This is a genomic window from Bradyrhizobium sp. Ses1, assembly GCF_059512365.1.
The window spans coordinates 1-26,090 of record NZ_JCAMOQ010000044.1; the positions used below are offsets into that span (position 1 = coordinate 1).

Annotated in this window: 14 protein-coding genes and 10 pseudogenes; 20 read left to right on the forward strand and 4 right to left on the reverse strand. The window is 58.3% G+C overall.

Translation table 11 applies throughout. The features are described from left to right. Positions 1–1,510: 1,510 nt before the first annotated feature. The 18 genes and pseudogenes from AC5ZG5_RS34155 to AC5ZG5_RS34240 all read left to right on the forward strand — a co-directional run bounded on the left by AC5ZG5_RS34155 (position 1,511) and on the right by AC5ZG5_RS34240 (position 18,777). A complete protein-coding gene (locus AC5ZG5_RS34155) occupies positions 1,511–2,986 on the forward strand; it encodes a coproporphyrinogen-III oxidase family protein (protein ID WP_456645414.1) in 1,476 nt (491 codons plus the stop codon). Positions 2,987–3,005: 19 nt separating this feature from the next. Continuing rightward, positions 3,006–4,196, forward strand: coding sequence for a hypothetical protein (locus tag AC5ZG5_RS34160; protein WP_456671239.1), 1,191 nt, complete (start codon positions 3,006–3,008; stop codon positions 4,194–4,196). An 80-nt stretch (positions 4,197–4,276) separates the two neighbouring features. Beyond that, positions 4,277–4,807 (forward strand): GNAT family N-acetyltransferase, encoded by a 531-nt coding sequence (locus AC5ZG5_RS34165; protein ID WP_456645412.1) that lies wholly within the window; start codon positions 4,277–4,279, stop codon positions 4,805–4,807. A gap of 487 nt (positions 4,808–5,294) precedes the next feature. Then, positions 5,295–6,372, forward strand: a pseudogene (locus AC5ZG5_RS34170) (hydrogenase small subunit). Positions 6,373–6,393: 21 nt separating this feature from the next. Beyond that, positions 6,394–8,184 (forward strand): nickel-dependent hydrogenase large subunit, encoded by a 1,791-nt coding sequence (locus tag AC5ZG5_RS34175; RefSeq protein ID WP_456645411.1) that lies wholly within the window; start codon positions 6,394–6,396, stop codon positions 8,182–8,184. A 10-nt stretch (positions 8,185–8,194) separates the two neighbouring features. After that, entirely contained in the window at positions 8,195–8,926 is a 732-nt protein-coding gene (gene cybH, locus AC5ZG5_RS34180) for a Ni/Fe-hydrogenase, b-type cytochrome subunit (RefSeq protein WP_456645410.1), read from the forward strand. A gap of 12 nt (positions 8,927–8,938) precedes the next feature. Beyond that, positions 8,939–9,517, forward strand: a complete 579-nt coding sequence (locus AC5ZG5_RS34185) for a HyaD/HybD family hydrogenase maturation endopeptidase (RefSeq protein WP_456645422.1) — start codon at positions 8,939–8,941, stop codon at positions 9,515–9,517. Positions 9,518–9,533: 16 nt separating this feature from the next. Further along, a pseudogene (locus AC5ZG5_RS34190) lies at positions 9,534–9,825 on the forward strand (HypC/HybG/HupF family hydrogenase formation chaperone). Positions 9,826–10,030: 205 nt separating this feature from the next. After that, entirely contained in the window at positions 10,031–10,444 is a 414-nt protein-coding gene (locus tag AC5ZG5_RS34195; RefSeq protein ID WP_456645421.1) for a thioredoxin domain-containing protein, read from the forward strand. A 29-nt stretch (positions 10,445–10,473) separates the two neighbouring features. Continuing rightward, positions 10,474–11,327 (forward strand): annotated as a pseudogene (locus AC5ZG5_RS34200) (hydrogenase expression/formation protein); the annotation flags it as partial. A gap of 308 nt (positions 11,328–11,635) precedes the next feature. Further along, a pseudogene (gene hybE / locus AC5ZG5_RS34205) lies at positions 11,636–11,980 on the forward strand ([NiFe]-hydrogenase assembly chaperone HybE); the annotation flags it as partial. 79 nt (positions 11,981–12,059) lie between these two features. After that, on the forward strand, positions 12,060–12,632 hold the full coding sequence (locus tag AC5ZG5_RS34210) for a hypothetical protein (protein ID WP_456645409.1): 573 nt from the start codon (positions 12,060–12,062) through the stop codon (positions 12,630–12,632). Further along, positions 12,625–12,966, forward strand: a complete 342-nt coding sequence (hypA, locus tag AC5ZG5_RS34215; protein WP_456645408.1) for a hydrogenase maturation nickel metallochaperone HypA — start codon at positions 12,625–12,627, stop codon at positions 12,964–12,966. Before AC5ZG5_RS34210 ends, hypA begins: the two co-directional genes overlap by 8 nt. Further along, positions 12,966–13,924 (forward strand): annotated as a pseudogene (hypB, locus tag AC5ZG5_RS34220) (hydrogenase nickel incorporation protein HypB). The gene hypA and the pseudogene hypB overlap by 1 nt, the downstream one beginning before the upstream one ends. Further along, positions 13,921–14,765 (forward strand): annotated as a pseudogene (locus AC5ZG5_RS34225) (acylphosphatase); the annotation flags it as partial. The pseudogenes hypB and AC5ZG5_RS34225, both read left to right, overlap by 4 nt. 360 nt (positions 14,766–15,125) lie before the next feature. Beyond that, positions 15,126–16,459: pseudogene (hemN, locus tag AC5ZG5_RS34230) on the forward strand (oxygen-independent coproporphyrinogen III oxidase). Between the two features lie 423 nt (positions 16,460–16,882). Next, positions 16,883–17,008: pseudogene (locus tag AC5ZG5_RS34235) on the forward strand (isocitrate lyase/phosphoenolpyruvate mutase family protein); the annotation flags it as partial. 317 nt (positions 17,009–17,325) lie between these two features. Beyond that, positions 17,326–18,777 carry a carbohydrate porin gene (locus AC5ZG5_RS34240; protein ID WP_456645407.1) on the forward strand — a complete coding sequence of 484 codons (1,452 nt, stop codon included), beginning with the start codon at positions 17,326–17,328 and terminating at the stop codon, positions 18,775–18,777. A gap of 1,002 nt (positions 18,778–19,779) precedes the next feature. On the opposite strand, the gene AC5ZG5_RS34245 is transcribed toward AC5ZG5_RS34240, so the two are convergent. From AC5ZG5_RS34245 to AC5ZG5_RS34255, 3 genes and pseudogenes are all read right to left on the reverse strand, one after another. Beyond that, positions 19,780–20,718 carry a TauD/TfdA dioxygenase family protein gene (locus AC5ZG5_RS34245; RefSeq protein ID WP_456645406.1) on the reverse strand — a complete coding sequence of 313 codons (939 nt, stop codon included), beginning with the start codon at positions 20,716–20,718 and terminating at the stop codon, positions 19,780–19,782. Positions 20,719–21,139: 421 nt separating this feature from the next. Continuing rightward, a pseudogene (locus tag AC5ZG5_RS34250) lies at positions 21,140–22,327 on the reverse strand (IS256 family transposase); the annotation flags it as partial. Positions 22,328–23,106: 779 nt separating this feature from the next. Beyond that, entirely contained in the window at positions 23,107–24,078 is a 972-nt protein-coding gene (locus tag AC5ZG5_RS34255) for an IS481 family transposase (protein WP_456645405.1), read from the reverse strand. A gap of 58 nt (positions 24,079–24,136) precedes the next feature. Here AC5ZG5_RS34255 and AC5ZG5_RS34260 point away from each other — a divergent pair. Next, a pseudogene (locus AC5ZG5_RS34260) lies at positions 24,137–24,382 on the forward strand (transposase); the annotation flags it as partial. Between the two features lie 562 nt (positions 24,383–24,944). Further along, a complete protein-coding gene (locus tag AC5ZG5_RS34265; protein WP_456645404.1) occupies positions 24,945–25,136 on the forward strand; it encodes a hypothetical protein in 192 nt (63 codons plus the stop codon). A 560-nt stretch (positions 25,137–25,696) separates the two neighbouring features. On the opposite strand, the gene AC5ZG5_RS34270 is transcribed toward AC5ZG5_RS34265, so the two are convergent. Beyond that, positions 25,697–26,086, reverse strand: a complete 390-nt coding sequence (locus AC5ZG5_RS34270) for a response regulator transcription factor (protein ID WP_456645403.1) — start codon at positions 26,084–26,086, stop codon at positions 25,697–25,699. Positions 26,087–26,090: the final 4 nt, after the last annotated feature.

Below are 26,090 nucleotides of genomic sequence, written 5' to 3' on the forward strand. Positions count from 1 at the left end.
GTCTGGACCAAGAAAAAGGTCCGTCAACGCCGCTTCACAGGGCGCCGTATCACTCAGCTCTGATTCCGGGTACTAGCGAACGACATCGTGACCTGCCTTCAGGAGACGCAAGCAAGCCTTGCGCAAGGCGAAATGGTTTCGTGACGCTATTCCTCTTCTGCTTCCGACGTTCTTCGTAGGCTTCCGGACATGTTCCGCCGTGCTCGCAAGGCACAATCATAACGGCGTGAGCGTCATCCGCCGCGCGCATCTTGGATTCGTGCCACTCACTTCCCTAAGCGGTGGGCAAAGGCCTGACACCAGACTAGAGCGCCCTCAGTAAAGCCCTGAGGCCAGTTTTCTGGGCAAGGCGTGAGGGTAGAAGCATTCGCAGGAGCTCACTGCGACGGAATCGACGCGCGCGCATCAAGGTAGTGCCGCCGAGATTGGGTCTGCGATATGGGCCTCGTGCTGGAAGCAAAAAATGCCACATCAGAGCAATACAGCCGTGTTCGGCCATCGTCGCGTCCTTGCGCCACCGTCCGCTCGCTTACGGGCTCCCGTGGCTAAAGTTTACGGCGAACGCCTCGCTCTAAATGAACCGTCGGCCCCCGAACTCTGATGACGTAAGCTGGCGCTGTGTGTAGCAGCGTGACTCCTCCGAGGCTAACTGCCCGCTCGGCCGCCGTAAGGAGGCCGGCTTTCTAATATGGCGAGTATGAGCGCCAGCCTAGAGAGTTTGCATTTGATCTCACACTGTCGAGCTCAGGGCTAATGCTGTCCCAAAGACCACGTCCATTAAGGGCCACGGGGTTCCGGAAAGCTGATCGCATGGTCGCGCCAAACGCCGGTGCACCAGCGATCGTTGGCCACCTGGCAATTGGCGCTGTATGCCGCGGCTCAGGAGATGGTAGCGCCTCGGCCCAAAGGGCTCAATCGTTGGCTCCCGTTGAAGAGTACGTGGGGTGTTGTCCAATCACCTCAGAACCCACTGTCGAGAGACGACCATGGTCACTCGATGCTCCGTGTTGTCCTGTTCGGCCGTGTCCCGTTAAGGACGCGTATGTCCGGGAGCCGACGCGGTGGCGTAAGTATTCCGTCAATACGGCGCAAAGCACATGGTTTTCGTTCCTCAAAAAAGCCCCGCGCAAGCGGACTTTGGTGGCACGTCGATTGCTGGGACACGGAAAAGGATCCGCATGACCATGCAATCCAGTCGTCGCCGCAGGAGTTCAAATGAAACTTGCTCGATCCAAACAAGTCAGCGCCATAGCTGTACGGTTGAGTGCGGTCGGTATCGCACGCATTCGCATTAGCCAAAACATCTGCCTCTCGTCGACAATCTGTAGTCGTCTCGCGCGTCCCACCGAGCGCATCGCGACCTGCGATCGGAGCTGCGGCAAGTGGGGGGCGAATGCGGGTCGCTGATTGAAATGCGCTGCTTCAGTAACGAGCAAGAAGAAATTGATGTGGCGCGGCCGCGGCTGCCAGCGCGGCTTTCCTACACGAAAGCTAATGGAGTCCCAAAGAGATGAACACGCCCAGCTATTCCGAGGCCCTGGAATTTGCGATCGACCGCTCGTACGAGATCAACCTAGACATGTTGAGATCGCGAAATCTGCACCTGGACGCGCACAACGACTATCTCGTCGGCACATATCCTCCTCTCAAGGCAATGGGTGACCTGGATGCCGAAAGATTGTTGACTCAAGTCGCCTCGTCAATTGACCTCTATTTTCATATCCCATTCTGTAATCAATATTGCACGTTTTGCCACTTCGCCAAGGAAATCAATCCATCTTCCGAGCGAGTGGAACGCTATTTGGCGGCCTTAAATAAAGAAATGACTTGGTCGGGCGCGGCGCTTGCTGGGAGAGCTGTTGAGACTGCGTTTTTTGGAGGCGGCACTCCCTCATTTTTGACGAACCATCAACTCAAAACGCTATTTGCCATGGTTAACGAGCGCTTTGATTTGTCGAAGTCAGAAGTAAGTTTTGAGTTGCATCCCTCGCTTGTGAAGCATGCGGACGCCGCGGATCGCATCTCGACTCTACTTAGAGGCGGAGTAACCCGCTTCGTACTGGGCGTTCAAAGTCTAGATCGGGATATTTTGCGCATATTGAACCGCGGGCACGGTGTGGAGGAGGTGATACAACTCGTGACATTGCTGAATGAGATGGGCGTTGAGAATCTATCGCTTGACCTCATGTATGGGCTGCCGCAGCAAACGCTTCGGAGCTGGTACGACTCAATTATCGGGCTATTGGACATTGGAATAGAGAAGTTCAACGTATTCCCATTGATGTTTAAATCGACTGACCCCGTGGCCCGCCATTTGGCTATAGGGCGCTATCAATTCGCCGGGGCCAAGGAGCGCATTATAATGCACTTCATGGCGGAGCACATCCTCACGAAGCTCGGTTATCGCCATGGACCAATTTTCTATTGGACTAAGAGGTCGCAGCCGCACTCCGTTCAACAAAGCCGTAAATACGATTCCTGGAACGACAATAACCTCGTCCCGTTTGGGGTGGGTGGATTTGGCTACATGAGCCAGTGCCAGTTCTACAACGAGGCAGATCTAGATCGCTATCTACGTAGGGTCGAAGCCGGCGAGAAACCAGTGTGGAAGGGGGTTGTACTGTCCCAGGACGACCTCATGCGCCGAACATTAATGTTTGCCTTGCGAAGCAGCGGAGTGCTGCTCTCCCGCTTCGAGCGCGAATTTGGAGTATCGATAGAAGAATACTTTTTCGGCGAGCTTGAAATCTTAAGGGAGGCAGGCCTCGTTCGCATTTCAAACGATGGCGTGCTTTCGTTAACCGACGCCGGAATTATCAACTCGGGCGCTGTATCGCTGCTATTTTTCTCTGAGAATGTACTTGAGCGGGTCGCGTACAACGATAGCAGGATAACAGACAAACGAACGGATCTAATCGAAAAGCACGACTACTCGCCCGCCGCAAGATATGGGTCGAGTGCAGAAATGCAAGCTGTTTTTCGATGAAGTGGGGGAGCGCTCGCCTATGGTCGCTACGTTGTCCTTTTCCACTCCGGAACAGCGGCGCCATCGGGCGCGGCAGATATTTTCTCATCTGTCCGATAGCTTCGATCGGGGGCAACGGCAACGGCCGCTTGGGCTTCTCAGCAATTTTGTCGCCGATCAACTGCCGCACTGCATTGCCGAGATCAAAGGCAGTGAACGGCCAGATGAAGCGGTCAAGGCACTTGGACGTAGCATTAATGCGATGATTGCATCGGCTGACCATGATGGACAGCTGCTGAAGTTGCCGGATCCCGACTTCGCCGTCGCTAAGACAGACGTCCAATATCTCGTCAATTGTGCTTATCAGATGTCGGCGTTTGCCGGCCTTGATCCCGTGCAGGCGGAGTTGACGGTGGGAGAGGCGCTGAGCCGTCTCGCCCGCTTAAGCTGCCAGCGACAGCCTAGCATTGAGGTCCTCTCCTATGAAGATATGATCCTGACGAATCCAGTGCAGAGCGATCCTCGCATATATTGCCTTGGCGCCGCCGGGGTCGAGGAGCGAGACTTTTGCTTGGGTCATCAACTCATCGAGAGCGAGCTAAAATTGGCAATCGCAGCTCTACTTGAATTGCGTGATGCGGCTGACGCGGACGCTCATCAATGTCTTGCGCTATGCTTGGAACGCCTTGAGTCAGCGAACTATGTTCTGGCCCGATTTTTTGAACATATGTCGCCCGACCTATTTAGCCAATTTCGTGTGTTTTACGGAAAAAACCCTTACAAGAATAGGCTTGGCCCAAGCGGTCGGTTTTCTGCCCGGGTCGTGGCGGTCTCAGTGCTACTGGTCGGCGAAGAACTCTTTCAGCAGAAGCCGCAATTCTATAGGGATTTGTATCGGCTGTCCGAATACTATCCGCAGGGAGGCATTCACGAGGTATTCCGCTGGTTGTCACCAGATGACAGAGGCGCGGAGCCCACGCCAGGTTGGCTGGAAGGGAAAGCGGACTTTCCTAGGTTTGCAACCATTTCGCCCGTCATCGAACGCTATGGTGGAGAAATCCGAAGGCTGCGCGCTTCGTGTGTTTGTGCGCTGGAACAGTTTACCCGGATGCACCGTACTACGGCTTTGAAATATACGGTTGAGCCGGGTCGTCCAATTGTCGGAGTCGAGGCTTCGGAAAGTGTTGAGGCTGTCCTTTCACAGCGGCTGTTAACGGCGGCGCGTCCATAGCCGGCGGTATTTGGCTAGGTAAAACATGTAGTGATGCTGAGAGGCGCAGGCATCCGACACGGGTCCAAAGGTGGCGTTCGATGTCTCAGGACGAAGTGATGTTTCGTCAATTTGAGTCAGGGGATACTGATGATGTGTGGCATCTGCATAGAAGCGCATCGGAGGCGGTTGGTGTGTGTGGCCCGGAAGGAGCGTGGGAGGATGATTTACGAAATATTGGAGAAGTATACATCGCGTCTGGCGGAGACTTCGTAGTTGCGCATATTGGTTCCAAGCTCGTTGCCATGGGTGGATTGAAGCTTATTGACGATGACGTCGCAGAGCTGAAGCGTATGCGGGTCGATCCCGCCTTTCAACGGCGAGGGCTTGGGAGGAGGATTCTTAGTGAATTGGAAACGCGAGCCGCCGCCCTGGGATTCAAGCGGATAGTACTCGACACGACAAAGATCCAAGTAGGGGCTCAAAGACTTTATGAAGCCGCTGGCTACGTTCGCCGTAAGGAAGGGATGTTACACGGATATGAAGTGATCTTCTACGATAAGCGGCTTGTCGGCCGGGATGAGCCACGTCACATAATCAACGAGGTTGTGAGCCTGGAGAATCCGCGCTAGCCCTGTAGGGACCTGGCGTCGTGAAAGGCTGAAGAAGGTGAAGGCGCTGGATTTCGGCGGGCGTCGACTGAGGAGAAGCGCGGGCGCCGCGGAAGAGCGGAAACGAGATCGACGAGTAAAGACCTGGCGATGCCCCCATCGAGGTGAGGGTTAGCCTATCAGACCGTGTCGAACAGCGACATGGTCATGCAGACGCTGCGATTACCAGGACTTCATACGGTGGTTCCGCGCTGCGTGATGTGTACGGCGTACTGATGGCATAGTCACTGAGCTGCAGCCGAAGCTTACTTGCCGCTTCTGATTGAATTCGTTCCATTTCATCGTGTCTCCTCGCCCTTGCGTGACAAGTCAAGCGCTTGGCGTCTGCAGACGACTTGGTACCTCTCATGTGTTCCAGGTCTGGTGTTGGCGTGCTTCTTGCTATCCGAACGTCAGCAACTCGTCGTAGCCGAGAATAGAGTACATGGAAGGGTTGGTGGATGGGACAATGGAAACGTTTTACGGCGTGATCAGACGCCAGGGCATCACGCGTCGCAGTTTCCACAAGTTCTGCAGTTTGACAGCAACGAGCCTAGGGCTCGGCCCGCTCGCTGCAAGCGATATTGCCAACGCACTGGAGACCAAACCGCGTGTGCCCGTGATCTGGATGCACGGGCTCGAATGCACCTGCTGCTCCGAAAGCTTCATCCGCTCGGCCCATCCGCTCGTCAAGGACGTAGTGCTGTCGATGATCTGGCTGGATTATGACGATCCAATCATGGCGGCGGCAGGACATCAGGCCGAAGCCATCCTCGAGGAGACGCGCACCAAGTACAAAGGCCAGTATGTGCTTGCCGTTGAAGGCAATCCGCCGCTGAACGAAGGCGGCATGTTCTGCATTGATAACGGCAAGCCGTTCGTCGAAAAGCTCAGGGCGATGGCGGAAGATGCCATGGCGATCATCGCTTGGGGCACTTGTGCGTCTTGGGGATGCGTGCAGGCTGCCAAGCGCAACCCGACTCACGCGACGCCAATCGATAAGGTGATCACGAACAAAACGATCATCAAGGTGCCCGGCTGCCCGCCCATCGCAGAGGTCATGACCGCCCTGCTGACCTTCATCACCACGTTCGGAAAGCTTCCCGAGCTCGACCGCCAAGCCGTCCAAAGATGTTCTATTCCCAGCGCATCCACGACAAGTGCTATCGGCGTCCCCACTTCGACGCCGGCCAGTTTGTCGAGGAGTGGGACGACGAGTCCGCGCGCAAGGGCTCCTGCCTTTACAAGATGGGCTGCAAGGGCCGACCACCTATAATGCCTGTTCGGCCGTTCGGTGGAACGGCGGCGTCTCCTTCCCGATCCAATCCGGTCATGGCTGCTTCGGCTGCTCCGAAGATGGGTTCTGGGACAAGGGCTCAGTTTACGATCGACTCTCGGCTATCAAACAGTTCGGCGTCGAGAAGAACGCTGATCAGGTCGGTATGGCCGCTGCTGGCGGAGTCGGCCTAGCCATTGCCGTGCATGCGGCGGTCACGGCCGCGAAGCGGCTGAGCCGTAAACCAGTCCGTCCAGCTCAAGAAAAATAATCGATTCAGGGGAGACCAACGATGGGCGCCCAGACACCCAATGGGTTCAAGCTCGACGATGCAGGCAAACGCATTGTCGTCGATCCCCTGACCCGGGTCGAGGGCCACCTCCGCGTTGAGGTCAATCTCGATTCCAATAATGTGATCCGCAACGCAGTCTCGTCCGGAACTATGTGGCGCGGCATCGAGACGATCCTGCGTGGACGCGATCCTCGTGATGCTTGGGCGTTCACCGGGCGGATTTGCGGCGTCTGCACCGGCACGCATGCGCTCACCTCGGTGCGCGCGGTGGAGAACGCGCTGGGCATCACCATTCCCGAGAATGCCAATTCGATCCGCAATATCATGCAGCTCTGCCTGCAGGTGCACGATCATCTTGTGCACTTCTATCATCTGCACGCGCTGGATTGGGTCGACATGATTTCCGCCCTCAACGCCGATCCCAAGGCGACCTCTGCGTTGGCGCAGTCGATCTCGTCCTGGCCGCTGTCATCCCCAGGCTATTTCAAGCATCTGCAGATCAGCCTCACCAAGTTCATGGAATCAGGGCAGCTCGGCCCGTTTAAGAATGCCTATTGGGGGCATCCAGCCTACAAGCTTCCGCCGGAAGCGAACTTGATGGCCGTGGCGCATTATCTGGAAGCGCTCGACTTCCAGAAGGACGTCGTCAAGATCCACGCCATCTATGGCGGCAAGAACCCGCATCCGAACTGGCTGGTTGGTGGTGTGGCCTGTGCCATCAATGTCGACGGCACCGGCGCGGTGGGCGCCGTCAACATGGAGCGGCTGAACCTAGTGTCCTCGATCATCGACCGCTCGATCGAATTCGTCGAGCAGGTTTATCTGCCCGACGTTGTGGCGATTGGCTCGTTCTACAAGGACTGGCTCTATGGCGGCGGTTTGTCGGGCAAGAGCGTGATGTCCTATGGCGACATTCCCGAGAACGCCAATGATTATTCCGCAAAAAGCCTGAAGCTGCCGCGCGGCGTGATCCTCAATGGCAATCTCAGGGAAGTGCTGCCGATCGATCACGGCGATCCCGAGCAGATCCAGGAGTTCGTCGCCCATTCCTGGTACAAATATCCCGACGAAACCAGGGGACTACATCCCTGGGATGGCGTGACCGAGCCGAACTTCCAGCTCGGGCCCAAGGTCAAAGGCACTAGGACCAACATCAAGGAGCTCGACGAAGGCGGCAAATATTCCTGGATCAAGACGCCGCGCTGGCGCGGCAACGCCGTAGAGGTGGGGCCGCTGGCGCGATGCATCGTAGGTTACGCGCAAGGCAAAGCGGAGTTCAAGGAGCCGGCCGACCAGCTGCTGAAGACACGCGATCTGCCCTTTGCTGCACTCTTCTCGACGCTAGGCCGCACCGCGGCGCGCGCGCTCGAATGCCAGTGGGCCGCGCACCAGATGCGCTATTTCCAGGACAAGCTTATCGCGCAGATCAAGGTGGGTGATACCGCTACCGCCAACATCGATAGATGGAAGCCGGAGAGCTGGCCGAAGCAAGCCAAGGGCTACGGTTTCACCGAGGCGCCGCGTGGTGCGCTCGGGCACTGGATCAAGATCAAGGAGACCAAGATCGACAACTACCAGTGCGTCGTGCCAACGACATGGAATGGCTCCCCGCGTGATCCCAAGGGCAATATCGGTGCATTTGAAGCCTCGCTGATGGATACGCCGATGGCTGATCCGGAGAAGCCGCTGGAAATCCTGCGCACGATCCATTCCTTTGATCCATGCCTGGCCTGCGCGACCCACGTGATGGGGCCGGATGGCCAGGAACTGGCAACGGTCAAGGTCCGGTAGGGAGGTGGCGTTGCAAGACAAATCTCCGCGAGCGCTAACCGCCGCTGTAGCACCCAACGCGGTAGGCACCGGCCGCAATGTCGAGCGTGACGTCGTCTACGTCTATGAGGCTCCGGTGCGGCTGTGGCATTGGATCAATGCCGCCGCAATCCTGGTTTTGGCTCTCACCGGCTATTTCATCGGCACTGGAATACCGACCATGCCGGGACAGGCAAGCGACAATTTCCTGTTCGGCTATATCCGCTTTGCGCATTTCTCCGCAGGGTATGTGCTCACGCTCGGCTTCCTCTTGCGCATCTATTGGGCGTTCATAGGCAACCCGGCTGCCAAGCAGATTTTCTACGTGCCGCTCTGGCGGAAGAGCTATTGGGGCGAGATATGGCATGAGATCCGCTGGTACGCTCTCATTGCGGCCAAGCCTAGGAAACGTGTCGGGCATAATCCGCTAGCCCAGCTCACGATGTTCTTCATGTTTACGCTGACGATTGCCTTTATGATCATCACCGGCTTTGCACTGTACGCGCAGGGAGCCGGAAACGACAGCTGGCAATACAAGCTGTTCGGCTGGGCGTTCTCGTTTTGGCCGAACAGCCAGGATGTCCACACCTGGCATCATCTCGGCCTGTGGGTGATCGTGGCGTTTGCGCTCGTCCACCTCTATACGGCGGTTCGCGAAGACATCGTGTCCCGCCAGAGCATCATCTCCTCGATGATTTTGGGCGAGCGCGAGTTCCGCGACTGATGGGCGATGCAGATGCTAACTCCGGAGAATACGAAGCGAATCCTGGTGCTCGGTATCGGCAATATCCTCTGGGCCGATGAGGGGTTCGGCGTGCGAGTGGTGGAGCAGTTCCATCACCGTTATGCTGTGCCTGATAACGTCACAATCCTCGACGGCGGCACGCAGGGGCTCTACCTTGTGAATTTTCTCGAGGAGGCCGATTGCCTGATCGTGTTCGATGCCATCGATTATGGACTCGCGCCCGGGCATTTGAAGCTCGTGCAAGATGACGAGGTGCCGCAATTCACCGGCGCCAAGAAGATGAGCCTGCATCAGACCGGTTTCCAGGAGGTCCTAAGTGCGGCCGACCTGCTTGGCCGCTGCCCGCGAGAGCTGGCTCTAATCGGCTGTCAGCCGCTTGATCTGGAGGATTGGGGCGGGCCGCTGACCGCTCCGGTGCGTACTCAGATTGCGCCTGCGATCGAACTTGCGTGCAAATTGCTGGCGCACTGGGGTTCTCCGGCAAAACTGCGGACCGTGCCGCTGCCGGAGCGCCTGCTCGCGAATGATGTAGATCATGCGAACTATGAGACGAGGGGGCAACCGATCTAGCGGCTCGCGGATTACCATGTGCCTTGGCTTGCCAATGACCATTGTTGAGACCGACGTCATGTCGGCTCTTTGCGAGCATGGCAATGAACAGCGGCGTGTCTCAGTGATGCTGCTGTCCGAGCCGCCGGTCGGCGCCAAACTTCTTGTCCATATCGATACCGCGGTGCGCCTCTTGGATGACGACGAAGCGCGGCTGATCGCGGACGCGCTCGACGGCCTTAATGCGGCCCTCAATGATCACGATTGCGGCCGCTTCTTTGCGGACTTGATCGGCCCGCGAGCCGCAACTGCCCGAGCACCTGCGCTAGCCTGGTGCTGCTTGCGGATACTGCCTTGCCCATGCGTGCCACTATCCACGCAAACCAAATTTCCTGCCGAAAAAGCTTTACGCGTAATATGTCAAGTGGCGTTGCACTGCTGATCCGACCGGGAACGCGATGCGAAGGACAACGATTGGCACATGCTTTGCTAACATTCATCCAGCAGAACCATCGACAATCAGAGAGGCCGCTGATGGAGTTCCAGCCAGAGAAACGTGATCTGACGCGGCTCCGTCCGTCCGAGGTAGGGACCGCAAGCGTCGCTATCGGTTCGGCTGCGGCCGATGCCGAAGGTACGGTCGCAGTGCTGTTGTCGGACGGCGGTTCCGCACGTCGGCCCAAGGCGATCGGCATCCCAATCTTACTTCCCGAACCGGTCGACACGCTTCACGGGCGCCTGGTCGGAGCGGTGATCGCGCGCGACGCTGAAGGTGAGCTGGACCTGCGGTTCGGCGTGCGCGTGCAGCCGAGGCCGACCGTTTCCCGCCGGCGCGAGACGCTCGGCCTGATTGCCAAGACCAAGCAGATCTATATCGACCGCATGTCGAAGCTCATTGGTCGCCCGCGAGCCAATGGCACGTCCGTCCTCAAAAGCGTCATCCCCTAGCACACAACGGAACGTCGTATCATGAAACAGGTGTCTGGGTCGCGCCCGACAGCCGAGCAGCCGGTGAGCGTGTTTCCCATCGTCGAGGAAAGTCTCGGCATAGTCCATAGCGCGCTCACGGCTGCAGGTGCGTTCGCACAACCCGCTTCGCTCAATGGCGTCGAGCTTGCAACGAACTGTCCGAATGCCATCGCGCTGTTGTCTTCCGTCGCAGCTGCCGTTGCCGGCCAGAGAGCGCGAGGTGCCGACGCGGCTGTTTAGGCTCGGTAACCTCACCGATCTCGAGCGCAAGCTGATTGCGGACGTGCTTGGGGAAGGCGAGGTCGCCGGCTTCGTTGCGCTGCCGTGTGGCTCTTTGGCGCAAATCCAGGAATCGGCACTTGCGGGAATCTGGCGTGTGCGTATCGAGACGGGCGCCGCACACGAATATGTCGAGGTCGGCGCGATCCCGGAGATCGTGCGTCGCGCCGCTACCGACCTCACGTTGAGCGATCTCATGATCGGCGCGGCGCCAGACGGCGCGATGAACGTGCTGCCGGTGCTCGCGGAAATCCGCGAGCGGGCGCTGACCTGGCGACCGGGTATGCGTTCGCAGATCATCAACTTCACCCTGCTGCCGATGAGCCCGGCCGACCTGGCGTTTCTGCAGCAAAGCGTCGGCAACGGGCCGATCCAGCTCATCTCGCGCGGCTATGGGACCTGCCGAGTGCTTGCGACGGGCATCCGGAACGTCTGGTCCGTGCAGTTCTTCAATGCCCTGGACACTATCATTCTGGATACGCTGGAGGTCGGCGGCGTGCCGACCGTTGCGCTCGCTGCCGAGGAGGATTTCTGGGATTCCGCCGAACGCCTTCAAGAAATCATCAAAGTCTACTTCGAATGATGAGCTTCGAGAATTGTGGCGTCTGGAACGATCTCGCTGACGGAGCGTGCATGGAGTGCGGCATCTGCTGGATAGTCCACGACGCGGCTGAGGGGATGAGGCCGCGCAGATTGCGGCGGGAATACCTTTCGCCGTCTTGCCCGAAAATGGGCGTTCTCCAAATTGCAACTCGCTAGCCTCGAACTTCATGGCGATTGAAGATGACCGCTGACTTCGAACAGCATCCCCGCAGGAGCGGGCACGCCGATGCGTCCGCCGCTTGGGGCGAAATGCTCGCGGCAGCCTATCGGGATATCGCCGATCGCACCATGCGCGAGCTGCCGATCTTTAACGAGGCCTTGAGCGTCGAAGCTGTCGGCTTTCGCGCGCTCGAGGGCAGGGTCGTCGGCGTGGTGGTCACGCCATGGTTCATGAACGTGGTCACACCCGTGCGTGACGGCACTTCGCCATCGTCTCTGGACCTGGGATCGAGGCTGCGCTTGCGATTTCCGGCCGGCCACGTCGAGTTCACCGTCTGCGAGCTCGCGGCCGTGGGCTCGATCGCGAGCTGCTCACTGTTCTCGCCCATGCTTGAGTTCGACGATATGGTGTCCGCTCGCGCGACCGCCGAAGTAGCTCTCGCGGCGCTGATGTCTCCGGCCAACCGCGCGGCATCACATGAGCCCGATGCGCCACATATCAGTTCGATCGACCGCCGGCATTTTCTGCTGGGAGTACTGACCGAGCCTGCGCATGAGCCTCGCCGTCCGCAACCAGATCGATGTTACCGTACGGCTTGCTGGCAACGCCATTGCCGCGATCGAAATTCTGCCGCGGGCGCGGCCCCCATTGGCGCGGCTGTTCGCCGGCAAGCCGCCCGCTTCACTGCTCAACGTACTATCCCGAATCTTCTCGTTGTGTGCCGCCGCGCACCAGGTGGCATTCCTGTCCGCGAGCGAGGCAGCCTGCGGCGAGGAGATCAGCGTTGCGACACGGCAGCATCGTATCGCCTTGATCGTTGCCGAGCGGCTTGCGGAATTGCTGCGGAGCCTGTTTGTCCGCTACTTCGCGCTGGATACCGCCAGTGTCGCAGCGATCCGCGCCCTGATGGACGCGGTATCGATGCTTCTTGGCAGCACAGAGCCCAGCGGCGGCCAGGTTCCGACCGAGTGGAATTTCCATGCGCGCGGACCGGTTGTCCGCGGCCTGCAGGGCGCGGTACTGACGGCGAGACAACAGGGAGAGGGCGCGGTTCGGGCGATGATCGCATCGTTCGACCCTTGCGTCGGTTTCACACTCAATTTTCGCGAAGTTGGCGATGCATGAAATGGCGTTTTGTGAGGGCATCGTCGAGATCGTCGAGGAGGAGGCGCGGCGGCGATCATTTTCCAAAGTGAGGACTGTGTTTCTGGAGATCGGAGCGCTGAGCCATGTCGCTCCCGAAGCGATGAAGTTCTGCTTTGGGGCCGTTGCCGCGCGGACCATCGCCGATGGCCCCGCTCTCGAGATCGTCGAATTGCCTGGCGTTGCCTGGTGCATGGCCTGTTCAAGGAGCGTTGAGATTGCCCAGCGCTATTGTGCGTGTCCCTGCTGCGGCAGCTATCAGCTGCAGGTGCCAGCGGGCGAAGAGATGCGAGTGAAAGAGTTGGAGGTCGACTGATGTGTACCTTATGTGGCTGCAGCGAAGGAACGGCCTCGATCGAACGCGCCCACGGGCAAGTTGCGCAAGCCAAGGGCAATCAGCATGATCATGCGTATGATCATTACGGTCACCAGCATGATCATGTGCATAGCGGCGAGGATGTGCATCATGCTCACCACCATCACGACGGCCATTATCACGTTACAGATCATAGCGGTCAGCATGCTCACGGCGGAGGGTCGCTTGTGGATTGCGGGGCCGATCCGGCCGGCTTGAACGTGGCGGGCATGAGCAACGAGCGGGTCATTCAGATCGAGCGCGACATCCTCCACAAGAACAACAGGATCGCGGCCGAAAACCGCGCGCGCTTTCTGGCCGATGACCTGCTCGTGTTTAATCTTGTTTCCGGTCCAGGCGTCGGCAAAACCTCGCTGCTCGTCCGCGCGGTGTCTGAGCTCAGGGGAGCCGGCCGGTTGGGGTCATCGAGGGCGACCAGCAGACCTCGAACGATGCATATCGCATTCGCGCGACCGGCGTGCCCGCAATCCAGATCAATACCGAGAAGGGCTGCCACCTCGATGCGGCGATGGTCGCCCAGGCCTTTCACCACTTGCCGCCGCTCAACGGGGGTATTCTCTTCATCGAGAATGTCGGGAATCTGGTCTGTCCCGCGGCGTTCGATCTCGGCGAGGCCTGTAAGATCGTGGTGTTCTCGACCGCCGAGGGTGAAGACAAGCCGCTCAAATATCCGGATATGTTCGCCGCATCGTCGCTGATGCTGATCAACAAGATTGATCTGGCGCCGGTTCTCGAGTTCGATTTGGCCCAGACCATCGAATATGCGAGACGCATCAATCCGAAGATCGAGGTGCTGACGGTTTCGGCGCGTACGGGCGAGGGCTTTACCGCGCTCTACGCTTGGATCCGGGAGCAGGGCGCGCATCAGAGGCATTCAGTCGAGGACGCAATGCGATGATCGCGAGCAGAGACGCCATGATCCGCGATGGAACGCGGTTGTGCGTGCGCGTCAGTGGTGCCGTGCAGGGCGTCGGCTTTCGTCCGTATGTTTATCGTCTCGCTACGCGCTACGGGTTAACCGGATTCGTCGCGAACGATCCCGATGGCGTGATCATCGAGATCGAGGGCGACCGGACGTCCGAGTTTATGGCCGCTTTGCCGCTCGAAAGGCCTCCATTGGCGCGGATTGACCACATGTCCGTTCAGGAAATTGGCTTGCTTGGGGCGAAAGACTTTTCGATCCGCGCCAGCGAAAGCGGAAGGGTGTCGACGCGGATCGCCGCCGATACCAAGACGTGCCAGCAATGTCTCGATGAGTTGTTCGACCCGAACAGCCGCTATTACCTTTATCCCTTCATCAACTGCTCCCATTGCGGCCCACGCTATACTATGGCCGACGGCTTCCCTACGATCGCCGCAACACCGCAATGAGGGAGTTTGCAATGTGTGCGGCCTGCGCGAGCGAATATGCCGATCCGGCGAGCCGGAGGTTTCATGCTGAAGCGATTGCGTGCCCGACATGTGGTTTTCGGCTCAGTCATGGTGTCAACGACATTGCCGCGGCGATCGCCAGCGGCCAAATCGTCGGCATAAAATGAGTTGGCGGCTACCAGTTGCTTTGCGACGCTCGCAACCAAGACGCCGTGCAGCGATTGCGCAGGAACAAGCAGCGCGACCAGAAGCCGTTCGCGGTCATGATTGGTCTTGCAGAGCAGGTCAGCGAGATCGCGGAGGCGAGTGTTGCCGAGCTCGCACTGCTCGAATCCGTCGCTCGCCCAATCGTTGTTTTGCGTTCGCGCAAGCGCAGTTCTGCTATTTCGTTCAGGAGCTGGACCTGGCGTTCCTCATCAGTCACTCCTTCCGCCTCGACGTGTCGATCAAACCGAAGACGCGGGATACCGCTCGAAAGCGGAACGAGGCGCAGATCAATCGTCGACATGACGTCCGCTTCAACGTCAGTCATTTGATAAATTCCTTTCCCTGGGAAACATCAAAATCAATGTCAGGGAGTGACTATCACCCCCGCTAACGGGTCGCCGTAGCATCGACATCGACGGGACGCAGATTTCGCGCGTGAAGCGAAGCGATTGATATAGCGCAAAGACACAGGAGAGCGCAGCCGTTAGGTTGGTTCTGGTATAAGCATGGGACAATAACCGTTGCAGACCTCAATCCTGCAAAAGTATTGCGATGCGCGCCTGCCTTGGTACACCATCTATCCAACTGTACCGGAGTTCTCCACGGCGATTGGCCCCACCGATTGTGAGAAATGGCTGAGGTGCCTGGCGGCTGAGGAATCCGTATCGCTGTATCTCCACATTCCGTTCTGCCGGTCGATCTGCTGGTATTGCGGCTTCCCTACGACCATCACTCGCCGGCATGCGCCGATCCTGAATTATTTGTCGGTCTTGCGTGAGGAGATCCGTTTGGTCGCGGAGCAAGCTCCGCAAGGACTGCCCGTAAGCGACGTGCACTTCGGCGGCGGAACGCCGACCGTCATCGAGCCAGCGGAGTTCCTGGCCCTGATCGAACTCCTGCGTCGCCGCTTCGCGTTCAGGAAATCGGCTACGATCGCCGTCGAGATTGACCCGCGCACGTTCACGGTCGAGATGGCCGAATCCTTAGGAGCAGCGGGCATGAACCGCGCGAGCCTCGGCGTGCAGAGCTTCGATCCTATTGTTCAAAAAGCGATCAACCGGGTCCAGCGTGAGTCGCAGACGGCCGCTGCCGTCGAAAATCTGCGCGAGCACGGAATAAGCCGCATCAACCTCGACCTCATCTTCGGTCTTCCTAATCAGACGGTGCGGTCCTGCGTCGAAAGCGCGACAACCGCAGTGGCCATGCGCCCGGACCGGCTGGCGGTTTTTGGCTACGCGCACGTTCCTTCCTACATGAAACGTCAGCGCCGGATCGATGAGGCGGCGCTGCCGGACAACGCGGCCCGCGCCGAACAGGCCGCGGCCGTGGCCGACACGCTGGTCGCTGCTGGCTACAGTCAAATCGGGCTCGACCATTTCGCCTTGCCGGACGACGAGCTCGCGCTGGCGCAGAAAGCCGGCCGCCTGCGGCGTAACTCGCTGGGTTACTCAGCCGATACCTGCAAAGCCCTGATCGGCTTCGGCCATCGGCCATCGGCCGTCTCGGCGAGGGTTACGTCCAGAATGAAGTGGCAACTCGCTCCTACAGCCGGCATATCGGAGCTGGTTGTCTGGCGACGTCGAAAGGCTACCATCTCACCGATGAAGACCGCGTGCGAGCCGCAATCATCGAGCGGCTGATGTGCGATTTGGAGGCCGACGTGCCGGCAATCTGTGCCGCCCACGGGTTTAGTGGGATCCCTTTTCTCGATTCAGCTGAACGCTTGGCGATGCTCGCCGAGGACGGGATAGTGGAAATCGAGAAGGGTTTCATCCGCGTGAGGCAGGAGCACCGGTTTGTGACGCGCGCTGTTGCTGCCGCATTCGACGCTTATCTGGACCGCTTACCCTATTAGTACAACAAGCGAGCGTGAGCGGATCCAAAAGCATCACCGCTCCTTTCGTGCGCTTCGGCCGAGAGGTCGGCGGGTACAAGGCTGAGTGGCTGCAGCGCTCACGAGTGACCGACGCCCGATTTCCACCGGACGATGCCAGCTTCGCCACAGCTCGTTTAGATGCCGGGACAGTCTCGCCCCGCGCGGCATAGTAAACAATCCGCGTATCCACAGGGGACGCCCTGCGTCCAGTCAACTACCAACCTTAGCAGTTGGTCGTGATGAGCGCACATGGCAATCGGTTGCCAATGAACGTCGCGCGGGTCGAACGTTAAGCAATTCGGGGCTGTAACATGGGTTTGGCAGCGCCAACTCACCGGATGGAGGTGCTAATGCGTCGCCTGCCGCTATCAAATCTGCTCCAACCGCGATCTCTCCTTTCGTATGGAAGTCCATGAATGCACTTTCTGGTGCGATCGGCGAGCGCGCAGGCTTCAAAGGTCTCTGGGCTTCGGGCCTATCGGTTGCCCGTCTCTCGGCTACCGCGATGCCAACGAAGCGCCGTGGAGCAACGCGTCGGGGCTCGCGTGGGAGCCTGCGCCTTCCTTTCTGACGAGGGCTATCTTGCCCGGCCGCCTTTAAACGCCAAAAGCTGCGGCTGAGCTCTGGGCCGATTAGGCCGGAGCCGCAATCCATTCAAGATTATCAATACGGACGCGTAGTTCACTATGCATGGTTGCTTTGTTGTGGCTGCATCAATTCAGATATACTCGGCTACGGCACCGGTTTTCAGCTTTCGACCAACTACGAAGCAAAGAGGAGTTGCTATCGCACTCTCCCTAGCAGCGAGTCTCGTCGGTAGTCCGGCGCTCGCACAAACTGCCAACGTGCCTAATCCAAGAAACGGCATTCCGGATGAGGTTGCTAAAAGAAGGCTTCAAAGGGAGTCTGATCCAGCCACGAAATTCCGAAGCCGCCGCCTCAAACGAGCAACGCTTCTCGTCGATGGCTCGGCGCTAGCACAAAGTGCCGGTTTGCCTACCGCAAAGGGCGACAGTGCGGATGAAGTCGTTAAGATCAGAACTCAAAAGGAGATCAACCCGTTCGCAAAGTTCGAGAATCTCCGCGAAAAAGGTATGTGGCTCAATATACCTGGTCCTGCGGATACGATAGATCAGGATAAAGGCGGCGCTAGACCCGCGCTGGCAGACGTAGGGATCGGTTATGTTGGCGGGACAGTAAACAGCCTTGTAGACAATCAATTCCCAAATGCAGCGAGAACCAGCATCGCCAATCAACGATATATGGGCCAGAATCCCACATTCAGCACCGTAAATTTCATGATTGTGACCTACGATTTCAGCCGTTTTGGAATTCCCGATGGTCAGATCATTGTGGGAGCAGAGCAGCAATACTGGACATGGGAACCCGGCGGGCCAGATAGATTGGGAATCAACACAATTGCCTACTACCAGACGTTCTTCGACAGGACACTCGAACTCAAGATGGGTTATCTCAGAAATGTAAATGAGTTCGCAGGCACATTGGTCGGAGGGAATGCAGGAGCAAGCGTTATGGCCCCCTCGTCGAACATCCTGTATCAAGCAGGCATGAGCAATAATGCCGCGCCTACGCCAGCTCTCAATGTTAAGTACAATTTCGATGATCGCCTATATAACAAGTTCTCAATCCAGCGCTCACTCAGTCCAGACGGACAATCTGGGGAGATAACTGAAAATCCAACAGGCCTAAACTGGAGAACGGCCAACGCCGGCATTCTTTTGCTTGATGAAATGGGCTACAAAAACAAAGCTGCTCCGGGCGTACCCGAGACCTGGTTGCGGGCTGGCGTTGGTTTCAATAACAGCAGCTACAAGAACTTGCAGTACCCGCAGCAAGCCAGAGACAACGCGAACAGCGTCTACTACGTCGCTGCAGACAGGCAACTTTGGCAGTCTGATCTCCAGGGCTCGGCGTATCGTGGTATCTATGGCGGGTTCTCTGTAATGTACGCCCCGCCTGACCTAAACAGAGTCAGTCAATATTACGAACTTCGTCTTTATGCGAAGGGACTGTTTGACAGCCGGCCCAGTGATCAGATTGTTATTGTCGCGACTAACACCGTCTGGAGCAACTATGCAGTGGAGGCTGCCTTGGCTGAAGGGAATCTCGTGCATCGCGACAGCACAGCGATCTTAGGAACCTATACCGCGCATCTGGCACCCGGGATATATGCGAGCGTAGGACTGGCATACATCAACAACCCGACGAGCATTACACACACACGCGAAACGGGACATGCGTTGAACTTGTTGGTGTCTACGTCGATATTCTTCTAAGTCCTCAAAGTTGGGGCGCGAACTCATAAACGGGCGCAGTGCGGATCAAGATGCTTTTTTCTGTCCGCTGTGCTCCTGATGCAAAGGCGAATATTGCCTATATTCCGAGTGGGCCACTGCAGCGAAAGTGCCCACGATATCGAGTTGAGGGCGCGGACGTCCAATAGAGCATGCTGATGGAGCTACCTAATGGCTGGTAGGTATCTGCATGCAGAGTGGGGAGAGGAGATATCGTAGTGGGCAACCGCTAGCACCCCAGCTGGAGGAGCAGCGCCCAACGCTGCGTGATGCCGGACAATTCATCCCCAAGTTGGCAAAACGCGAGCGCGACAGGCCGGAGCCTCAAGATTATCATGATGGAGGTCGCAAGTTCGTACAGAGCCTCTATATGTCGATTTTGAGATCTTCGGCACCTTTCTTCGTTGCGTCGCCCGCTAGACCAGGTGCGCCTATCTACGCTCGGGGCGGTTTGAACGCGCCGACGAGACAGTTGGCCGGAATTGACGACATTCGTGTGGATGGTTGTGGCCGCTCTCCGCACGTCTTGCAGAATCGGAAACGACCCGGTCAGCGACCGCGCCTGACGGCGCAAGTGTATATCAGGCTTCGGCGCTGACCTTCGGCCCGTCGATGTTCGCCGTTGCAGAACGGGCGCAAAGCCCGGCGGAAGTACTGCTGCTGCTTGCATTCCTTTGCTTAATCACGTACTTGCTCTCCGCTCCGCCCCCAGAACAGAACTAATCGGCTTGTTAGAGGTCGGGACTCACGCTGATTAGGTTCTCTAGGACGAGAGGCCCCCTCCACAGTGCAAGTGGCCCAGCCGTGCTGCATAACGAATCTCCCGTTCCGTGGGGCAAGCGCGATCACTACTGAACGCCTGAACCTTCAGAGCGGCTCGCGGAAACCAGATCTTCGTCAGACCCGCGCGGGCCGCTTGACTGAGCTACCATAGGCAACCAGCGCGCGGATGAAACCATCTACACCCGTCCGATCTCTACTGATTTACGAACGCGCTAGGTGACCTTCATAGGCGCTGCCTGTGGCCTTGACGCGCGTTACACTGCGCCGGCCATCAACGCTGACGGGCACGTCACCATCAATGGTGGCACGACGAACGACGCGGTGCTGGTCGCCATAATCATTGACCGCATAATGGTGCGTGGCGCGGTTGTCCCAGATCGCGACATCGCCCTCCTTCCAATTCCAGCGTACGGTGTTCTCGGGCGCGGTGACATGAGACTGGAATATATCAAACAGCTTTTGGCCGTCATATTTGGGAATGCCAATAAAACGCTGCACCAAACCGCCGAGCACTAGCGTCCGCTCCCCGGTCTCGGGGTGGACACGTACCACGGGATGCTCAGTCTCGAAGATCGTTTTAGTGAAGACCTCGTCAAAATGCTTCTTGTCGACCTCGCGGACACGGGCCATTCCGGCGTAGTCGAAGAGGTTGCTGTGAACGGCCCAGAGCTCGTCAGCAATCCGTTGCAGCGGTGGCGGCAGGTCGAGATAAGCGGCCGCGGTGTTCGACCAGATCGTATCGCCGCCAAATGGCGGGATCACAACGGCTCGCAGCACCAAAATCTTGGGATAGGCATCGGCGAAGGTCCCATCTGCGTGCCACACATCGGCCCGGCCACCGCCGCGCGCGGAGTTAAGCTCGAGAAGCGATGTCGTTCCTTTGCTAACACCGAGCATCGGATGTGGCACCAGTTTCCCGAAACGGGCAGCAAACCGCTCCTGCTCGGCGTCATCGAAATGATCTTGGTCGCGGAAGAAGATCACCTTGTGCTCGAGCAGCAAGCCGTTGATTGCAGCGATCGTCTGGCCCGGCAAATCGCCCGAGAGCTTGAGATTTTTGACTTCGGCGCCGATGCGCGCTGCGCGTTTGAACACATGGGCACGCGGAATGACGTTATCGATCAAAGCCGCTGCACTCATGGCGTTACTCTCCAATTTTGCGGTCTTCGCCAGATAAAGCTATTCAGCTGTCCCAAGAACCGGTGAACGCTAATTGGGAATTATCAAAATCCGCACCGTTGGTGCGTTCTTCGTGCGAGGCAAAATCGGGGCGGACGGAGGGTGACGTGACGGGGCTTCATAGGCAGACCTGGCGCTCGACGAGTGATCCTCCAGCAAGCACCGTGCCAGTCGCGGAAATCGAGCTGGAATGGTTACCGACCGGCAAGAGCGCTAAAGGATCGGGGAAAATCCGCGTGGCCCGACCGCATTGGGGCCAATAATTCGTCTGGACGGCCTTTGAGCTCGATGGCAAGCAGTTCTGTGCGTCAAGTTCAGCAAAATCGGTCATGGGATCCGGCCAAGCCATCCCCTTGGTGGGCCTGAGCATCGTCAGGCCGCCCCGGCGTAGCGTCTCCTTCTTGTGCTCCTTCAACAGATCCATGTTCAGATAGCGATGGTCCTCGAGCCAGGCCTCGTGGCGCTCGACGGTGAGCGCCCGCACCAGCCTTAGGCAGCTCTCGGCATTGGGGAAGATGCGCACCACATAGGTACGCCGCCGGATCTCTTCGTTGAGGCGCTCCAGCATGTTGGTCGACTTCATGTGCTTGCGGTGCACCAGCGGCAGACGGAAGTAGGTCAAGGTCTCCTCGATGTTGTCCTCGACCCAGCCGGTGAGCTTGGGGTATTTGCCGCCCCATTTGCCAAGCCAGGCCGCCAGATCGCGCCGCACCTCGCCAAGATCGCGCCGGTCGTACATCCGGCGCAGCTCGAGCAGACAATCGTCGTCGACCTTGCGCGGCACATAGTCGAGCGCATTCCTGAGGAAGTGCACATAACAGCGCTGCCAGAACACGCCGGCGAGCACTTCGGCGATCGCCTTCTTCAAGCCGGGATGATCGTCGGAGACGACAAACTCGACGCCATGCAGGCCGCGCGCCTTCAACGCTTCTAAAAACTCCTTCCAGCTCGACCGGCTCTCCCGGTTGGCAAGCTCGACCGCAAGCACCTGGCGCCGGCCTTCCCAGTCGACGCCGATCGCGATCAGCACCGCCTGGCTCGCAATGATCCCGTTGTCCCGGACGCGCTCGTAGCGGGCGTCCAGGATCAGATACGGGAACGGCTCCTTCAGCTTGCGCTCGCAAAAGGCCTTCAGTGACGCATCCAGCCGCTTGTTGATCGCGCTGATCGCCGAGGCCGAGAACGCATGGCCCACCAGTTCCTCGGTGACCTGCTTCACCTTCCGCGTCGAGACGCCTTGCACGTACATCTCGGCCAAGGCCGCAACCAGCGCCTTCTCCGAGCGCTGATAGCGCTCGAACAGCTCGGTCGAGAACCGCCCCTGCCGGTCCTGCGGCACTTTCAGCTCGATCTTGCCGGCCCGGGTGATCAGCGAGCGGGGATAGTAGCCGGAGCGATAGCCAAGCCGTCCCTCGCTGCGCTCGCCTTTCTCCGCACCCACCGTCTCCGTCATCTCGGCTTCGAGAATTTCCTGCACCGCACCCTGGATCAGCGGCTTCAGGAACTCCTTGTCCGACCTCAACAACTCTTTGACTGCAGAGACGTCCGTCCTAATCTTCGTCACGGTCATGGCGGGTCCAAGCTCCTCTACGAGCGGTGATCTTCGCAATCACCGGACTTACCATGACCGCTTCAGCCTCTCAGCTTTTGCAGAACCTTCCGCACACTACCTGGCAAGCCGCATCCTCGTGCGAAGCAGCAGAGCCTACGGCTAGGTCGGGACCACGGCTCAGGGCGGATGATCGTCACGCTTCCGCTCGGCTCAGCACGAGAGACGGCGATCATCATATGAGTTTCCACTTTCAACATCAGGCACGTCAGGTTCAAGACGGAGAGGTCGGAAATGTGACAGCCGGCAGCGTCAAGGAAGGCATGCCGGCCGCTACGCCTGCTTTCTCTCGTGAAGCAAGGCACATCACCAAGTTCCCGGGCCATCGCGCACCCTGAGCTCGAATTGGTGCCAGCTGTCATTCCCAAGCTGCTCCGGTGATACCCGACTGCCTCTGATCGCGTGGCCTGTTCCCCCGTGAGCGAGTATGTGGCCTATACTCGATTGGGCTTGGACGCGGCTGTAGCATTGGGCTCGCGGTCATGACCGATCACGCAGCCAATCGCGCCAAGACCGACAACAAAGTACCGAGGGACATGGACATTCGGCTGCGCCCGATTCACGCTGCCGTTCCGCCCAACGCGTGCGTAGGTCCAGATCGAGTCGCGGGGGTGTTGGTCGATAATACCGCCGGCGCATGGTTTGCAGCCATCTGGGAGTAATCGAAAACCCGCTCACAGGAACATCGCGGTCGACGTGTCGCGGGTCAATCGATGAAGAGAACCGTGACCCGCGAGGTGCTAGGTGTTTAGTCCCGGCATTTGCTGGAGCGGGTTGAGTTTGAATCGTTCGGGCTGGGAAGTCCAGCATTTGCAGATGTATTCGTAGGGCGTGAGGCCCTTCAGGGTCTTCAGCCGCCGAGCGTAGTTGTAGGCGGTGATGAAGTCGGCAAGGTGGGCTTCGAGCTGATCGTGTCGATCGTAATGGTAGCGTTGGACGGTCGCTTCCTTGATCGTGCGGTTCATGCGCTCGACCTGGCCATTGGTCCAGGGATGCTTGATCTTGGTCAGCCGATGTTCGATCCCGTTTTCCCGGCATCGCATATCGAACATATGCGTCACGTATCTTGCCGTCGGGCCATCCGCATAGCGCGGCGGGAAGGTGAACTGGATCCCATTGTCGGTGAGCACCGTGTGGATCTTGTAGGGGACGGCCGCGATCAGAGCTTCGAGAAAGGCCGAGGCTGAGGTCCTTCCCGTCTTCCTGACCAGTTGCACGAAGGCGAACTTGCTGGTGCGATCGATTGCGACATAGAGGTAGAGCTTGCCTTCAGCGGTCTGGAGCTCGGCGATGTCGATGTGGAAATAGCCGATCGGATAAGCCTTGAACTTCTTCTTCGAGGGCTTGCCACCTTCGACCTCCGGCAATCGGCTGATGCCGTGGCGCTGGAGACAGCGATGCAGGGATGACCGCGTCAGATGCGGGATGGTCGGCTGGAGCGCATAGAGGCAATCGTCGAGTGGCAGCAGCGTGTGCCGCCGGAAAGCGACGATGATCGCCTCCTCCTCAATGGAAAGGACAGTCGACTTGGCTTCCTTGGGGCCAGTCGAACGATCGACGACGGTCTCGCGCTGCTTCCACTTCGCGACAGTCTTCTGGTTGATCCCGTAGCGCTTGGCGAGGGCTCTCAGGCTCAGGCTCTCTTGACTATTTTGTATTGCTCGACGGACTGCCTCCGTCGTGGTGGCGCAGCCGTGTAAAACCTGTCCCATAGCGCATCCTTCGAATCGTGCGACAAGAATGCACCATCAAAGCTTGGGACTGAACAGCTACGACGGCGACGGCTTTCGCGCCGAAATCGTCAATCGTGGTGCGAAGCCCGTCATTCCAAACAAATCCAACAGGGTGACCCTCCACAACTTCAGCAAGCGCGCCTATAAAGGGCGCAACGTCATCGAGCGTTGCTTCTGCCGGCTCAAGGATTTCCGGCGTGTCGCAACTCGTTACGACAAACTCGCCAGAAACTTCTTGGCCGCCGTCCACATCGCCGCAGTCGTCGCCTATTGGATCAATTGAGTCTGAACCCTAGATTTCTGTCTCGCAAGTTCGTAGCATGATTATTGCAGGAGGTTTGGGTATCCTGATCGAAGGACATACCCGATGCGCACCGAGCGGCCTGAGGCGATGCTGACGATTTCCAGCGACGAACGCAGCGCAGCTCACGACCATAACACGGTCGCGCCTCGCTCTCTGCGGCGCTGACGCTGGACTGTGAACGTGAGCCGGCTGACGCGCTCCGCTTCGGCACATTCACTTCACGGCAATTTAGGCCTCATCGTGCTAACAGGACGAACGCTTCGCCTTGCTCATCGGTCAGCGGGCAATCAGGCGGGGGTTGTCCGATTCCACCACCGATCTCATCACAAAATCGGCCACTTTATCCGTATCCACGCTGCAAAGTCACGCTCGCTCGTGTGGACCGCTATCGGCGATTGCGTTCTCAAACTCGCGCTACCCTGTCAACGAATTTCTGGGACAGCGCACTAGAGGTCTATTCGATGATCTATCCCTGCTGGGATTGGGGCATTGCGATCCCCCGCTTTCCGGAAGGTCGAAAGCAATGGAGGAGGTTGCTCGCATGAATGACGGGCTTCAAGAGGCGAATGACGCGGCTACCGTTGAGGAGCTGCTCGGACTGCTGATCAGCATCCTAGTGTCAGTAAAGCGGCTTCCGCGCGGCGCAGAACGAGATGCAGTATTACGGCAGGTAGCGGAATTTCAAAAACGTCTAGGCGTGGTTCTGCTGGAGCGGTGTTACGATAAAGCCTAGCAGAGCTCTCATTGCCGTGGTGGTGCAGGCGCTGCCTACGGATAATCTGCCTCAACTCGCGACAAAGCCGCGTAATCGCACAAGATATCCGATCTCGCCTTGATGCTGACTATTCCGGGCGAATGCTACACGCACTCCATCGGCCGGCCCAGTTGAATGGTTACACTCAGCAATCTGGGCCAAGCACCGTGATGGAGCGCGCCTTCATCAGAGTCAAACTTTCGCCGCGAACAGGAGCGCCTGCCGAGATCATCGCTGCTGTTAGCAATGCCTGAGATATGGGCCTCCTCTAGGGTGGCCACGACCAGTTGAAACTGAGGTTAGTCGAGCAAGTGGCTTCGTCGTAAATCTCAAAGCGTTCGCGACCGTAGGTGATGGAGCCCCGCCGCAAGCCAGTGACGAATACCGAACGAAAAATATCGATAGGGGAGCCCGATCGCCAACGACTGGTTACGAGTTGCGATGCGAGGCCGAGGTCTTCATCGACGTTGCGGTGTTGCGAAGCGCGCGGTTCCGCCCACAGATCAGCACCGAACTGAGCAGACTGCGTGCTCATCGTCTCACGCGTTAGCTCCGCCGCGATGCTTATCCAGTGCGGTATGTAGGCACCTGATCAGGTGCTGTCCTGCGAATGGCTTGGCCAGGAAGCAAATCGCTCCCGCGCTCAGCGCCCGGGCGCGAACGCGATCATCGGGAAAGGCAGTGATGAAAATGAATGGAGCATCGCAACCTTCGGCCCGCATATGTGTCAGCAGGTCCAAGCCGCTCATAGCCGACATCTGGACGTCCGCAATCACACACGATGTTTCATTCAGGTGTGGCGAGCGCAAGAACTCCTCGGCGGATGCAAATGTATGGACGATGTAGCCGCGGGATTCCAAAAGATTATTTATGGCAGCACGGACGGAGCCGTCGTCATCGACCACGGAAATGAGCGAAGGCGTGAACAAAACG